This is a genomic window from Nonomuraea sp. IBHARD001 (assembly GCF_056106265.1).
Genome location: NZ_JBWBBW010000002.1, coordinates 3,099,377 through 3,112,308 on the forward strand (window position 1 = coordinate 3,099,377; position 12,932 = coordinate 3,112,308).

Annotated in this window: 11 protein-coding genes; 7 read left to right on the top strand and 4 right to left on the bottom strand. The window is 71.6% G+C overall.

Going from position 1 to position 12,932, the window contains the following annotated elements:
* The first annotated feature begins 48 nt into the window (after positions 1-48).
* Positions 49-507 carry an ATP-binding protein gene (locus ACTWNK_RS16270; RefSeq protein ID WP_474304810.1) on the top strand — a complete coding sequence of 153 codons (459 nt, stop codon included), beginning with the start codon at positions 49-51 and terminating at the stop codon, positions 505-507.
* A 35-nt stretch (positions 508-542) separates the two neighbouring features.
* Positions 543-1,859, top strand: coding sequence for an NAD(P)/FAD-dependent oxidoreductase (locus ACTWNK_RS16275; RefSeq protein ID WP_474304811.1), 1,317 nt, complete (start codon positions 543-545; stop codon positions 1,857-1,859).
* Between the two features lie 74 nt (positions 1,860-1,933).
* Here ACTWNK_RS16275 and ACTWNK_RS16280 read toward each other — a convergent pair whose 3' ends face one another.
* The 3 genes from ACTWNK_RS16280 to ACTWNK_RS16290 are packed head-to-tail and all read right to left on the bottom strand — an operon-like array spanning position 1,934 to position 3,307.
* Positions 1,934-2,131: a hypothetical protein gene (locus tag ACTWNK_RS16280; RefSeq protein ID WP_474304812.1), complete on the bottom strand. Its 198-nt coding sequence runs from the start codon at positions 2,129-2,131 to the stop codon at positions 1,934-1,936.
* Between the two features lies 1 nt (position 2,132).
* Positions 2,133-2,717, bottom strand: coding sequence for a hypothetical protein (locus tag ACTWNK_RS16285; protein WP_474304813.1), 585 nt, complete (start codon positions 2,715-2,717; stop codon positions 2,133-2,135).
* A gap of 5 nt (positions 2,718-2,722) precedes the next feature.
* Positions 2,723-3,307, bottom strand: coding sequence for a hypothetical protein (locus ACTWNK_RS16290; protein WP_474304814.1), 585 nt, complete (start codon positions 3,305-3,307; stop codon positions 2,723-2,725).
* A gap of 204 nt (positions 3,308-3,511) precedes the next feature.
* Between ACTWNK_RS16290 and ACTWNK_RS16295 the strand changes: the two genes are divergently transcribed.
* The 5 genes from ACTWNK_RS16295 (at position 3,512) to fxsT (ending at position 11,931) form a co-directional block, all read left to right on the top strand.
* Positions 3,512-3,670, top strand: a complete 159-nt coding sequence (locus ACTWNK_RS16295) for a hypothetical protein (RefSeq protein WP_474304815.1) — start codon at positions 3,512-3,514, stop codon at positions 3,668-3,670.
* 43 nt (positions 3,671-3,713) lie between these two features.
* A complete protein-coding gene (locus tag ACTWNK_RS16300) occupies positions 3,714-5,975 on the top strand; it encodes an FxsB family cyclophane-forming radical SAM/SPASM peptide maturase (RefSeq protein ID WP_474304816.1) in 2,262 nt (753 codons plus the stop codon).
* Between the two features lie 13 nt (positions 5,976-5,988).
* The gene (locus ACTWNK_RS16305) at positions 5,989-6,753 is read left to right on the top strand and encodes an AAC(3) family N-acetyltransferase (RefSeq protein ID WP_474304817.1); all 765 of its coding nucleotides are present in this window, start codon (positions 5,989-5,991) and stop codon (positions 6,751-6,753) included.
* Positions 6,754-6,827: 74 nt separating this feature from the next.
* Complete coding sequence (locus tag ACTWNK_RS16310) at positions 6,828-7,991, top strand: TIR-like protein FxsC (protein WP_474304818.1); 1,164 nt, start codon at positions 6,828-6,830, stop codon at positions 7,989-7,991.
* Positions 7,984-11,931: an FxSxx-COOH system tetratricopeptide repeat protein gene (gene fxsT / locus ACTWNK_RS16315; RefSeq protein WP_474304819.1), complete on the top strand. Its 3,948-nt coding sequence runs from the start codon at positions 7,984-7,986 to the stop codon at positions 11,929-11,931. The genes ACTWNK_RS16310 and fxsT overlap by 8 nt, the downstream gene beginning before the upstream one ends.
* Before the next feature lie 39 nt (positions 11,932-11,970).
* Here the strand turns inward: fxsT and ACTWNK_RS16320 are convergent, their stop codons facing one another.
* Positions 11,971-12,873 carry an alpha/beta fold hydrolase gene (locus ACTWNK_RS16320; RefSeq protein WP_474304820.1) on the bottom strand — a complete coding sequence of 301 codons (903 nt, stop codon included), beginning with the start codon at positions 12,871-12,873 and terminating at the stop codon, positions 11,971-11,973.
* Positions 12,874-12,932 lie beyond the last annotated feature (59 nt).

The following is a 12,932-nucleotide window of genomic DNA, read 5'->3' on the forward strand; positions in this document are numbered from 1 at the left end:
GAGCCGGCCGAGGCGCGTGAGATCAGGCGCTGCCGGGGAGGTGGAGGCATGGTGAGCGACGAGCCAAGTCCGGCGAAGGGCGCGGCCGCCGATCCCTTTCCCTCGCCTCCCGACGGCTGTGACGTGGGCGAAGTGTCCTTCACCCTGCCCGACCTGCAGGCCGTGCGCGACTTCGCGGGAGCGCACGGCCGTGCGGCGGGCATGGGCGGGGAGCCACTGGAGAACCTGGTGGTGGCGGTCAACGAGGTCGCCACCAACGCCGTCACCCACGGCACCGAGGGCAAGGCCGTGCTGAGGGTGTGGTGCGACGACTTCGGACTGGTCGTCCAGGTGCACGACGGCGGTCGCTGGTCGCCCCAGGGCCCGCCGGGCGGTGTGCGGCCGAGCCCGCACGCCACCAGCGGCATGGGCCTGTGGGTGGCCAGACTGCTCACCACCGACATCGCCTTCGCCACCGGTACGGCCGGCAGTACCGTCACCATGCGTTTCGCCATTCAAGCGGCATAGCACTGCAAATACGGCGATCCGGGTAGAAGCTTCGCATGACTGTTTCGCCCTCCCGGATCGTCGTCATCGGCGGCGGGTACGTCGGCCTCTACACCGCCCTGCGCCTGCAACGCCGTCTGCGCCGAGGCGAGGCGCACATCACGGTCATCGACCCCGACTCCTACATGACCTACCAGCCGTTCCTGCCCGAGGCCGCCGCGGGCAACCTCGAACCCCGCCATGTCGTCGTGCCGCTGCGCCGGGTGTTACGCCGCTGCAGAGTGCTGACCGGCTGGGTCACGCGCGTCGACACCGCGGCGCGCACGATCGGCTGGCGCCCGCACCGGGGGCCGGACCGCGAGCTCGGCTACGACGTGCTCGTCGTCGCGGCCGGATCGGTCTCGCGCACGCTGCCGGTGCCGGGGCTGGCCGAGTGCGGCATCGGCTTCAAGACCCTCGAAGAGGCCATCCACCTGCGCAACCACGTCCTGGCCCAGCTGGACCTCGCGGTCTCGACCGACGACGAGGCGATCAGGCGTGAGGCGCTCACGTTCGTCTTCGTCGGGGCCGGTTTCGCCGGGGTCGAGGCCCTGGCCGAGCTGCAGGACATGGCGCACGACGCCTGCGCCTCCTACCCGGGCGTCGAGCCCGGCGACATGCGCTGGCTGCTCGTCGAGGCCTCCGACCGCATCCTGCCCGAGGTCGGCCCGGAGATGGGCGTGTGGACCCTGCGCCAGCTGCGTGCCCGGGGCATCGACGTACGCCTGCGGACCAGGCTGGCCTCGGCCGAGAAGGGCCGGATCGCGCTCGACGACGGCACCGAGCTCGACGCCGCCACCCTGGTGTGGACGGCGGGAGTGCGCCCGCATCCGGTCGTGGCCGAAGGCGACCTGCCGCTGGACGCCAAGGGCCGGATCAGGACGAGCGCCGAACTCCTCGTCGAAGGCCACGACGCCGTCTACACCGCCGGGGACTGCGCCGCCGTGCCCGACCTCACCAGACCGGGCGAGTTCTGCGCGCCCAACGCCCAGCACGCCGTACGGCAGGCGAAGGTCCTGGCCGACAATGTGCTCGCCGGGCTGCGCGGACGGCCGCGCACGCCGTACCGGCACGCCTATGCGGGGTCGGTGGCGAGTCTGGGGCTGCACAAGGGGGTGGCGCAGATCTACGGGGTGCGGATGCGGGGGCCGCTGGCGTGGTTCGTGCACCGCAGCTACCACCTGTCGCGGGTGCCGACGCTCAACCGGAAGGTCAGGGTGCTGGTCGACTGGACGCTGGCGCTGCTGTTCCGGCGGGAGATCGTCGCGCTGGGCGCGCTGAGCAGGCCGAGGGCCGAGTTCGAGTTCGCGGCCAAGGGGGAGTGGAGCCCCTGACCCACGCCCGGGGACAGGGAAGGAGGGCGGACCCCCGTGCCTGGAAGGGGTCCGCCCTCGTGGTCTGAGGTGCGTCAGCGCCTGCTGCGACCGCGCCAGCGGCCCCGGTAGCTGCCGACGCTCGCGGTGCCGATCCCGGCCTGGTGCAGCGCGAGCAGCGTCAGGCCGAGCAGCATGAACGTGGTGGCGCCGATCGACCCGCCGAGGCGGGCGTCGAGCAGGTCGAGTAACAGGCCGAGTCCGAAGACGATCGCGGCGACGATGGCGAGCATGTCAGCTGCTCTCCTTCCCCGACAGGGTCAGCAGCCGGTCCACGACGTCCCTGTAGTCGTGCAGGGCGAGCCTGAGCTGCTCGGTGTCGCTCGCGCTGGAGTTCTTCCAGCGCTCGCGCAGCTCGCCGGTGCGCGCGGTGAGCCTTTCGGTCACCGCGGCGACGATCTCGTCGAGCAGCACGTCGGCGCGCTCGACGGCCTCACGGGGGTCGTCGACGAAAGCGGCCTGCACCTCACGCCAGCGGGTACGCACCTGGTCGGGGTCCTGGTCGAACAGCGGCGCGCGCTCGGCGGCCGGGGTCGGCTGGGTCGGCAGGCGCTCCTCCGAGACCGTCTCGACGACGCGCTCCGGCGGGTCGAAGGGGTCGAGGTCGTCCTCGCGGTCGATCTGGTGCAAGGGCTCCCTGTGCTCCGGGTCGGGCTCGGCGTCGGCCAGGGGCCGGTCGTCGCGGGTGTGGTCGATGCGGGTGTGGTCGATGTCCACCTCGTGGGTGCCGTCGGACACCAGCCGGTCCTCGTGCGCCGGGGGCAGGTCGAGGTCCTGGGACTCGTCGTGCGCTCTGCGCTCGTAGGGGCGCTCTTCCATGGGGGTCACCGTCTTCCGGGGTCGCTGCTGGGGGTCTCGTGGCCTGGTACGGGGCTCTCGTCGAGCAGCTCCTGGAACAGGGCGCGGTAGTGCACCATCGCCTGGCGAAGCTCCTCGGTCGAGGCCTCCTTGCGCGCCGCCCTCGTACTGATGTCGTGGGCCTTGCGGTAGTGGTCGAGCGTGGCGCCGTGGCGCACCGACAGGTCGGACAGGCGCTGGCCGAAGTCCTCGGTCGGGTAGCCGCGCTCGGCCATGACGGCGCTGACGAGCTGGTCGGCCTCGGTCACCGCGAATCCGGGCGCGTCGACGAAGCGTTCCTGCACCTCGCTCCATCGCTGGACGTAGGTCGTGCGGGCGCTCGCGTCGAGCGGGCGGATGTCGAGGTCGTTGACGCGTCGCTCGCGGGCCAGCAGCTCCTGCTCGGCCGCGCTTCTGTCGTCGCTCTCGGTGATCGTGCGGTCGTACTCGGGGCCGAACCGCTCACGCAGGCCGCTCCGTCGCCGCTGCTGCATCACGACGTAGCCGACCGCTGCGATCGCCACCAGTGCGACCACGACGAGGGCCACCCAGATCAGGGTCTCGGCTGTCATGGTGTGCCTCCGGGGTCATGTCTCTTTGGTTGCGGCGACTGCCCGGCAGCGAAGGCTCGAAACCCGGCAAAGGTCCGCCGGTTGTCTCCTTTCTGCTCCTTTTCCTCCTTCAAGCGCTATGCGATGCTTTTTGGGGAGAGGGGGTGAATTTCCGGAAGGGTCGATTTGTCAATAACTGTCATCCCGCTACGGATTGGTAGAAGCATGTACGCCAACGACCACGATTTCGTCTCCGACGTCACCGACCTTCGCACCGTGCCACTCACGCGTTCGGCCGCGGAGAGCGCATTGCTCGGCCGCGTCCTGCACGGGGCGATCGAAACCGGCGCCGTTCCCGTCGCCGCGTTCAACTCCTCGATCTGACAGCGCGGTTCACAACCGCATTCCCCCCAGAGGTGAGCGCCACGTGCCGTTCAGGCAGTTCGTGCTCAAGGTCGCCAGCAGATGCGATCTCGCCTGTGACCACTGCTACGTCTACGAGCACGCCGACCAGAGCTGGCGCGCACGCCCGAAGGTGATGTCCGACGAGACGATCGCCAGCGTCGCCGGTCGTCTCGCCGAGCACGCGCTCGCGCACGACCTGCGCGAGATCCGCGTCGTCCTGCACGGCGGCGAACCCCTCCTGGCCGGCCGGGCGCGCCTGGCCCGCGCGGCGAAGGCCCTGCGATCGGCCCTTCCCGCCTCCTGCGCGCTGGACCTGGCCATCCACACCAACGGCGTGCTGCTCGACGAGGAGTTCTGCGAGCTGTTCGCCGCCGAGGGCGTCAAGGTCGGAATCTCGCTCGACGGCGACAGGAGCGCCAACGACAGGCACAGGCGCTACGCCGACGGCCGCAGCAGCTACGACCGCGCCACGGCCGGCATCAGACTGCTGCGCGACCACTACCCGGGCCTGTACGCGGGCCTGCTGTGCACGATCGACATCGCCAACGACCCCATCGCCGTGTACGAGGCGCTGCTGGCCCTGCGCCCGCCGCGTGTGGACTTCCTGCTGCCGCACGCCACCTGGGACAACCCGCCCCAGGGCGAGCCGGGCGAGCACGGCGCCTGGCTCATCGCGATCTACGACCGCTGGCTGCGGGACGGCAGGCCGATCGAGGTACGCGTCTTCGACTCCCTCATCAGCATGGCCAGGGGCGGCTCCAGCCGTACCGAGTCGCTCGGGCTGGAGGCGAGCGACCTGGTGGTGATCGAGACCGACGGTGGCTACGAGCAGGCCGACTCGCTCAAGACCGCCTACGACGGCGCGCCCGCCACCGGCACCGGCGTCGACGCCGACAGCCTGGACGCCGCCTACGACCATCCCGGCATGCGCGCCCGCAGGCTCGGCCTGGCCGGGCTGTGCGACACCTGCAGGCGGTGCCCGGTCGTCACCAGCTGCGGCGGCGGCCTCTACGCCCATCGCTACTCCAGTGCCAAGGACTTCGCCAACCCCTCGGTGTACTGCGCCGACCTGCTGGCCCTGGTCACCCACGTCCAGGCCGCGCTGCCGCCGCCCGCGCAGGCGCACGGCCTGCCCGCCCAGGACATGTTCAGCCTGGCGGCGGGCTACGGGGGAGCGGGCGCGATCGGTCATCTCGCGGCCGGTCAGCACAGCCTCATGCGGGCCCTCGTCGCCGCCGTGCACGCCTCGTCGCCGCAGACCGCGCCCGCGTGGAACCTGCTGCTGCGCGCCGAGGCGGCCGACCCGGCGGCCGTGGCCCGCGTGCTCGCCCACCCCTACGCCAGGGCGTGGGCCATCGGCTGTCTGGAGGGCGAGGGCGACCCTCAGGGCCTGGCCGCGCTCGCCGCCTCGGCCGCGATCCGGGCCGGGCTGCGGGCCCGCGTGCGCGTCGCGGTCACCGACGGACGCGCGCACCTGCCCACGCTCGGCACGATCGCGGGCCTGCACGGCGAGCACGTCACGCTGACCACCCACGCGGGCGGCTTCGCGGCAGGCGACGACCCCGGCGGACTGACCGTCGACCTCGGCCAGGACGAGGAGCGCTGGCAGCCCGTACGCCACCTGACCGGCGACGGGATCGCGGTCGCGATCGAGGACCTCGACCCCTGGCGGGACTGCCACCAATGGCGCGCCTCCCCGCGTCTCGGCGAACGCGAGGCGGCCCACTGGCAGGACCTGTTCGCCCAGGCCTGGAAGCTCATCAGGCGCGACCACGCCGACTACGCGCCAGGCCTGGCCAGAGGGCTGAGCGTCGTCACACCGCTGGCCAGGCCCGAAGGCGGCGGGCACGTCAGCTCCACCGCGCGCGACGCGTTCGGCGCCGTCGCCGTCGCCCTGCCCGACGACCCGGCCACCCTCGCCCTGCTGCTCGTGCACGAGTTCCAGCACGTCAAGCTCGGCGCCGTACTCGACCTGTTCGACCTGCACGACCGCAGCGACACCACGCTCTACCACGCGCCCTGGCGCACCGACCCGCGCCCGCTCGAAGGCCTCCTGCAAGGCGTCTACGCCCACGTCGCCGTCACCGACTTCTGGCGTGTGCGGCGGGCGACGGCCCAGGGCGAGGCGGCGGCGCTGGCGGCGGCCCAGTTCGACCGATGGCTCGGCCTGACCGCGACCGCCGCCGACACCCTGGCCGCCTCGCCCGCGCTGACCGACCTCGGCCGCACCTTCGCCGAAGGCATGCGCGAGACCGTCAGGCCGTGGCTGCTGGAACCGCGCTGAGAACCGGCGGCCGGTGACCGGCGACGGGGCCCTGCGTGCGGACCTGCGCGCGGCGGGAGTGCGGCCGGGCGCCACCGTGCTCGCGCACGTCTCGCTACGCGCGATCGGCGGCCTGGAAGGCGGCGCGCACGCCCTGGCCGACGCCATGCTCGGCCTGCTCGGCGAGCACGGCACCCTGGTCGTGCCCACCTTCACCCCGGGCAACTCCGACACCTCACGCGCCTACCTGCGCGCGGTGGCCCACATGACGCCCGAGCAGGCCGAACGGCACCGGCTGGCCATGCCCGCCTTCGACCCCGCGAGCACGCCCGCCGCGCTCGGCGCCTTCCCCGAGACGGTCAGGACCAGGCCGGGGGCCCGGCGCAGCGCGCACCCGCAGACCTCCTTCGCCGCCGTCGGCCCCGCCGCCGCACACCTGACCGAGGGGCACGCCCTCGACTGCCATCTCGGCGAGCGCTCGCCGCTGGGCCGCATGTACGGCTCCGGCGCCACCGTCGTGCTGGTCGGCGTCGGCTTCGAGGCGTGCAGCGCCTTCCATCTGGCGGAGTACCGCTACCGCCGGGACCCGCCCAGGCGCGCCTACCGGTGCGTCGTGCCCGGCGGCTGGACGGAGTACGAGGACGTCGTGCTCGACGAAAGTCCTTTCACCCGGATCGGCGCCGCGATGCGACGCGCGGGACTCGTGGGAAAAGGGACGGTGGGAAGGGCGGCACGCCTGACAGTGAAACTGACCGAAGCGGTCGACTTCGCCACGGAATGGCTGGCGAAGAACAGATGACTTTACCGGCGACGCCCGCAACGGCGTTTCACTCTTTACCATGAGGGATACGTCGGACCCTGAGGATTATGCCAATGAGCAGAGCCGGTGACCGCCCGCCGTACTTCTTCCTCAGCTATGCCCGCACGCCGCAGCCCGGACTGTGGGAGTCGCGATTGTTCGAGGACCTCTGCGCCGAGGTCGCCGCGCTGCTTCCCGACCGTTCGGTGCCGGGCTTCATGGACACCGGGCCGAGGGCCGCGGATCTGCCCAACGCGGTGCGCGAGGCGCTCACCGTGTGCCGGGTTTTCGTGCCTCTCTACTCGCGCGACTACTTCGGCAGCGAGGAGTGCGGGCGGCAGTGGTCGGCCTTCGCCGCCGGCCGTGGGCACAGCCTCATCGTGCCCGCCCTGTGGTCGCCGGTCGAGCGCGGGCGGCTGCCCGGCGCCGCGCGCGGCGTCAGGTTCGCCCCCGAGGAGTACGGCGCCGACTACCTCACCCGGGGGCTCTACGGGATGATGAAGCTCACGCGCTTTCGCGACTCCTACCGGCGCAGCGTCTCGCGCCTGGCCCGAGGGCTGGTCGAGACCGGCCGCACCGGACGGGCGCAGCACTCGGGGCCACTCGTGCGCGGCCGTGTGCCCAACGCCTTCGCCGACCACCCGCATCCCTACCCGCTGCGCGTCTACGTCGCCTCCGTCGAGGCCGTGCCCCAGGACTGGGACCCCTACGCCGGGCGCGGCCGTCGCACGCCGATCGCCGAGCGCGTCGCCGAACTCGCCGAGCAGCGCAACTTCCGGCCGTCGGTCGCCGACTTCGCCGACGAGGCCGAAACCCTCATCGCCGACAAGACGCCCACCTCGCCCGGCCTGCTGCTGGTGGACCCCAGGGCGATGCTGGACCCCGACCTTCGCGACAAACTAGCCAGGTTCGTCGCCATGGACCGGCCGTGGATCAACGTCCTGGTGCCGTGGAACCCGGACGACCCCGATATCAGGCGCGACGAGGGTAGGCTGAGATCACTCCTGGAGGGGGTCCTGCACCGCAGGCTCACCGAAGGGGCCATCGCGCTCAGAAGCGCCGCCGGCGGCCTGCCCACACCGGAGTCCCTGCACGACGCTCTGCCCGAGGTCATCCACGTGGCGAGCATGCACTACCTCAAGCACGCCCAGGTCTTCCCCCCGGAAGGCCGGGTGGTCGAGCGCCCGCGGCTGATCCGCCCAGACGCCGCGGCGGACACGGAGGAATACGATGACTGACGTCCCCCAGGGTCACATCGTCACCTTCTACTCCTACAAGGGCGGCACCGGCCGCACCATGGCCCTGGCCAACACCGCCTGGATCCTCGCCGCCAACGGCATGCGCGTCCTCGTCGTCGACTGGGACCTGGAATCGCCGGGACTGCACAAGTTCTTCCACCCCTTCCTCGACAGCGAGGCCGTCGCCGCCACCCCCGGCGTCATCGAGATGATCACCGAGTACGCCTGGGCCGCCGCGGGCAACGAGCGCAGGCCCGCCGACTGGCACCTGTCCTACGCCCAGGTCACCACGTTCGCCGTCTCGCTGTCGTGGGACCGCTTCCCCGGCCACGGCACCATCGACCTGGTCTCGGCGGGCAAGCAGAACCGCGACTACTCCTCGCTGGTGTCCACCTTCGACTGGGACAACTTCTACGAGCGGCTCGGCGGCGGGCAGTTCCTCGACGCGCTGCGCGCCGACATGCGCGCCAACTACGACTACATCCTGCTCGACAGCCGCACCGGCCACAGCGACATCGCCGACATCTGCACCGTGCACTTCCCCGACACGCTCGTCGACTGCTTCACCTTCAGCAGCCAGAGCGCCGAGGGCGCGGCCGACGTCGCCAGGCACATCGCCCAGCGCTACAAGGACAGGGGCATCCGCATCCTGCCCGTCCCCATGCGCATCGAGAACAACGAGAAGGAGAAGCTCGACGCGGGCAGGGCACTGGCCCGCAGCCTGTTCGACGGCTTCCCCACCGGCGCGACCCCCGACGAGGCCGCACGCTACTGGGGCTCGATCGAGATCCCCTACCAGCCCTTCTACGCCTTCGAGGAGACGCTGGCCAGCTTCGGCGACCAGCCGGGCCTGCCCTCCTCGATGCTCAGCGCCTTCGAGCGCCTCACCGGCGCCATCACCCAGGGCGCGATCACCTCGCTGCCCGCACTCGACGAGGAGACGCGGCTGCGGGTGCTCGACGGCTTCATCCGCAGGCCCGCCCCCGTGCAGGACGTGCACATCAGCTACGTCTCCGAGGACAGGCTCTGGGCCGACTGGCTCGCGGGCGTGCTCGGCAGGGCCGGCTTCCGCGTCCTGCGCTACGGGCTGGACCAGGCCGCCGACGCCGCCGACCTGCTGGAGCAGGCCGCCAGGGGCACCGTCAGCCGTACCGTACCTGTGTTGTCGGCCGCCTACCTGCGCTCGCCCGAGGCGCAGATGGTCTGGGAGGCGCTGGTGGCGCCCAGCGTCGGAGGCGTACGGCGCAGCGTCGTCGCCTTCAGCGTCACCGCGACCCGCCTCAGCTCGCCGTACGCCGAGCAGGACGTCGTCAACCTCGACCGGCTGGGCGAGCGCCAGGCCATCGAGGCGGTGCTGCGCGCGATGGGACGCCAGGGGCAGTACGCCTCGCATGCCGGGGCCGCGGCCATCGGCGTGCGCTTTCCCGCGACCGAGCCCGAGGTGTGGAACGTCGAGACGCGCAACACCGCCTTCACCGGCCGCAGCATCGTCCTTGAGCGTCTGCGCGACCAGCTCGTCGGCGGCAGCACCACGGTCGTCGTGCCGCACCGCGCCACCCTGCACGGGCTCGGCGGCGTCGGCAAGACGCAGGTCGCGCTGGAGTACGCCCACCGCTTCAGGGCCGACTACGACCTGGTGTGGTGGATCGGCGCCGAGCAGACCGACCTGATCAACTCGGCGTTCGCCGAGCTCGGCAAGCATGCCGTCAAGCTCGGCGTCAGCGTCGGCGAGAATGTCGCCGAGGCCGCCGCCCAGGTGCGGGAGGCGCTGCGCAGGGGCACCGGTTACGCCCGCTGGCTGCTCATCTTCGACAACGCCGAAGGGCCCGACGCGCTGCGCCAGTTCACCAGCGCCCAGGGTGTCGGCCACGTGCTCGTCACCTCGCGCAACCCCGACTGGCAGGCCACGATGGCCCCGCTCGAAGTCGACGTGTTCACCCGCGAGGAGTCCGTCTCGCACCTGCTGCGCCGGGTGCAGGGCCTGGCCAGGGACCGTGCCGACCAGGTCTCGGCCGCACTCGGCGACCTGCCGCTCGCCATCGAGCAGGCCGCGGCCTGGCTGAGCCAGAGCGGCATGCCCGTCGACGAGTACATCGGCAGGCTGGAGCAGGAGCCCGCCTCCACGCTCAGCCAGCCCGACGACTACCCGCTGCCCGCCGCCGTCACCTGGAACCTGTCGCTCGACCGGCTGCGCGAGCGCTCGCCCGCCGCGATCAGGCTGCTGCAGATCTGCTCGTTCTTCGCACCCGAGCCGATCCCGAACAAGTCGATGGTCCAGGGCAAGGCCATGGCCAACGCGCTGGTCAAGCTGGACTCCAGGCTCAAGAGCAGCGCCATGCTCGGTCAGGTCGTCCGCGAGATCACCCTGCTTGCCCTGGCCAAGGTCGACCAGGCCAGCGACACCTTCCAGATGCACCGCCTGGTGCAGATGGTCGTGCGCTCCAAGATGACGCCCGAGGAGCAGGACACCGCCTGCCACGAGGTACACAAGATCCTCGTCGGCGGCCGTCCAGGTCTGGAGTTCGGCGACGCCGACGAGCCGGTCAACTGGGGCAGGTACGACCAGCTGTGGCCGCACCTGCTGCCCTCGCGCGCCGCGCTGTGCGAGGAGGAGGACACCCGTGACCTGCTCATCGAGCGCGTGCGCTACCAGTGGCTGCGTGGCGAGTTCGACACCGCCCTGGCCCTCGGCGAGACGCTGACCAGGCAGTGGACCGAGCGCCTCGGCCCCGACGACATCCAGGTGCTGCGCCTGCGCCAGCAGGTCTCCAACGTGCTGCGCTCGCTGGAGCGTTTCGCCGACGCCCTCGACAGCGACAGGGACGTCCTGGAACGCCAGGCACGGCAGGCCGACCTCGGCGAGCAGCACATCGACACGCTCATGACCGCGGGCGGCCTGGCCGCCGACCTGCGTGCGCTCGGCCGTTTCGGCGAAAGCCTGGAGCAGGCGCGCGACGCCTACGAACGCTTCAAGGACCTGCTCGGCGAGGACCAGCCGCGCACCCTGGCGGCGGCCAACAACATGGCCGTGTCACTGCGCCTGGTCGGCCAGGTCTACGAGGCGCACCGCACCGACAGCGACGTGCTGCGCAGGCGTGCCCTGCGCGACCCCGACAACCCCGACACGCTCTACTCCGAAGGCAGCCTCGGCCGCGACCTGCGCGAGATCGGCGACTACCAGGCGTCGATCTCCATGCTCGGCCCGACCCTCGCCCGCTACCGCAAGGTGCTCGGCCCCGACCTGCTGCTCACCCTGCGCGTCGCCAAGAGCCTGGCCGCCTCCCTGCGCAAGGCCGGGCGGCACGAACTCGCCCTTGAGGCCGCCCAGGACGTCTACGACCGCTACGAGCAGAGGTACGGCGTGCGCTCGACCGACCTGGCGGCCTCCGTACTCGAACTGGCCTGCTGTCATGCCGCGATCGGCGACAACGACCGGGCGCTGCGGCTCGGCGAGGACGCCCTGCAGCGCTACCGCGGCCAGCTCGGCGACCGCCATCCGTTCACGCTGGCCGCCGCCGGGAACATCGTGGTGTTCCTGCGCGGGCTGATGCGGCTGAGCGAGGCCAGGGAGCTCGGTCAGACCACGCTGGAAGGGCTGCGCGAGGCGGTCGGCGAGCAGCATCCGTTCACGCTGTCGTGCGCGGTCAACCTCGCCAACTGCCTGGGCGATCTCGGCGAGTTCGGTGAGGCGGAGAAGCTCGGACGCGAGACGCTCGCCGTACTCCGTGACGTCATGCTGCCCGAGCATCCCGACACCCTGGCCTGCGCCGCCGGGCTGGCCATCACGCTGCGCGGCAGCGGGCAGATGGCCGAGGCCAACCAGACCCGCGAACGCGCCCTGCAGGCCCTCGTCCAGCGTCTGGGCGACGAGCATCCGCATGTCGCCGCGGTGCGCGACTGGCGCCGAGTGGACTGCGACCTGGAGCCTCAGCCTTGGTGAGACGGGCCTTGGCGAGACGGGCCTTGGTGAGGCGGGGTGTCACCTGCCGACCAGGTGCTCCTGTTTGAGGTCCTCCACCAGCCAGGGCAGCAGGTCGGGGAAGACGCCGAGTGCGTTGAAGTGCGTGGCACCGGGCACGATGTGCAGGGTCAGGCGCCTGCCGCTGATCTGCTCGGCCAGCCAGCGCGAGTGGCCCACCGGTGAGAACTGGTCGTCGAGCCCGTGCCACAACATCGTCGGCACCTCGATCGCGCCCGGCTCGAACCCCCACGCCTGCGTGAACGCCGTCACGTCGTCGATCCAGCCGTCCGCCGACTGCTTCAGCGCCTCCCGGTAGTTTTCCACCAGGTGCTGCTTGATGCCCGCGTCGCCGATCACGGCCTTGTCGGCCGGGCTGAGGTCGTTGTAGATGCCCTGCACGATGTGCAGCGGGTCGTCCATGATGCTGCGCGCCGACTGGGTCAGCCGCCTGGTGATCAGGCCCTCGCGTTTCAGGGCGTCGGTGTAGGCGGTGCGGTTGGAGTCGTTCATGCCCTCGAACCAGCGTTGCTCGCCCATGCCGCCCTGCAGCGGCGCCAGCGGCACCAGCGCCGCCACCCTCGACGCCCGGTGCGGCAGCAGCGCCGCGCACGCCAGCGCGTGCGGCCCGCCGCCCGAACGGCCCGCGACGGCGAACCTGCCCAGCCCCAGCTCGTCGGCGATCGCCTCGACGTCGGCCGCCGCGTCGGCGACCGTGCGGCCCCGGTGGCGTGCGGAGTCGCCGTATCCGGGCCGGTCGTAGGTGATCAGCCGTACGCCCAGTTTGTACAGCAGTGAGCTACGCGGCAGCGGGCCGCGCTTGCTGCCAGGGGTGCCGTGCAGCAGGAAGACCGGCGTGCCCGTGGGATGACCGCGCACCTCGAAGGCGAGCTCCCTGCCATCACTGGCCTGGGCCTTACTCACGTTGTCTCCCTACCGGGGGCTTTCTTCTCGTCCTGTCACTGACGGCTCACTGCTACAAC

Coding starts and splice junctions, on each gene's coding strand:
- ACTWNK_RS16270 (WP_474304810.1), top strand. CDS start 49: ATGGTGAGCGACGAGCCAAGTCCGGCGAAGGGCGCGGCCGCCGATCCC.
- ACTWNK_RS16275 (WP_474304811.1), top strand. CDS start 543: ATGACTGTTTCGCCCTCCCGGATCGTCGTCATCGGCGGCGGGTACGTC.
- ACTWNK_RS16280 (WP_474304812.1), bottom strand. CDS start 2,131: ATGCTCGCCATCGTCGCCGCGATCGTCTTCGGACTCGGCCTGTTACTC.
- ACTWNK_RS16285 (WP_474304813.1), bottom strand. CDS start 2,717: ATGGAAGAGCGCCCCTACGAGCGCAGAGCGCACGACGAGTCCCAGGAC.
- ACTWNK_RS16290 (WP_474304814.1), bottom strand. CDS start 3,307: ATGACAGCCGAGACCCTGATCTGGGTGGCCCTCGTCGTGGTCGCACTG.
- ACTWNK_RS16295 (WP_474304815.1), top strand. CDS start 3,512: ATGTACGCCAACGACCACGATTTCGTCTCCGACGTCACCGACCTTCGC.
- ACTWNK_RS16310 (WP_474304818.1), top strand. CDS start 6,828: ATGAGCAGAGCCGGTGACCGCCCGCCGTACTTCTTCCTCAGCTATGCC.
- fxsT (WP_474304819.1), top strand. CDS start 7,984: ATGACTGACGTCCCCCAGGGTCACATCGTCACCTTCTACTCCTACAAG.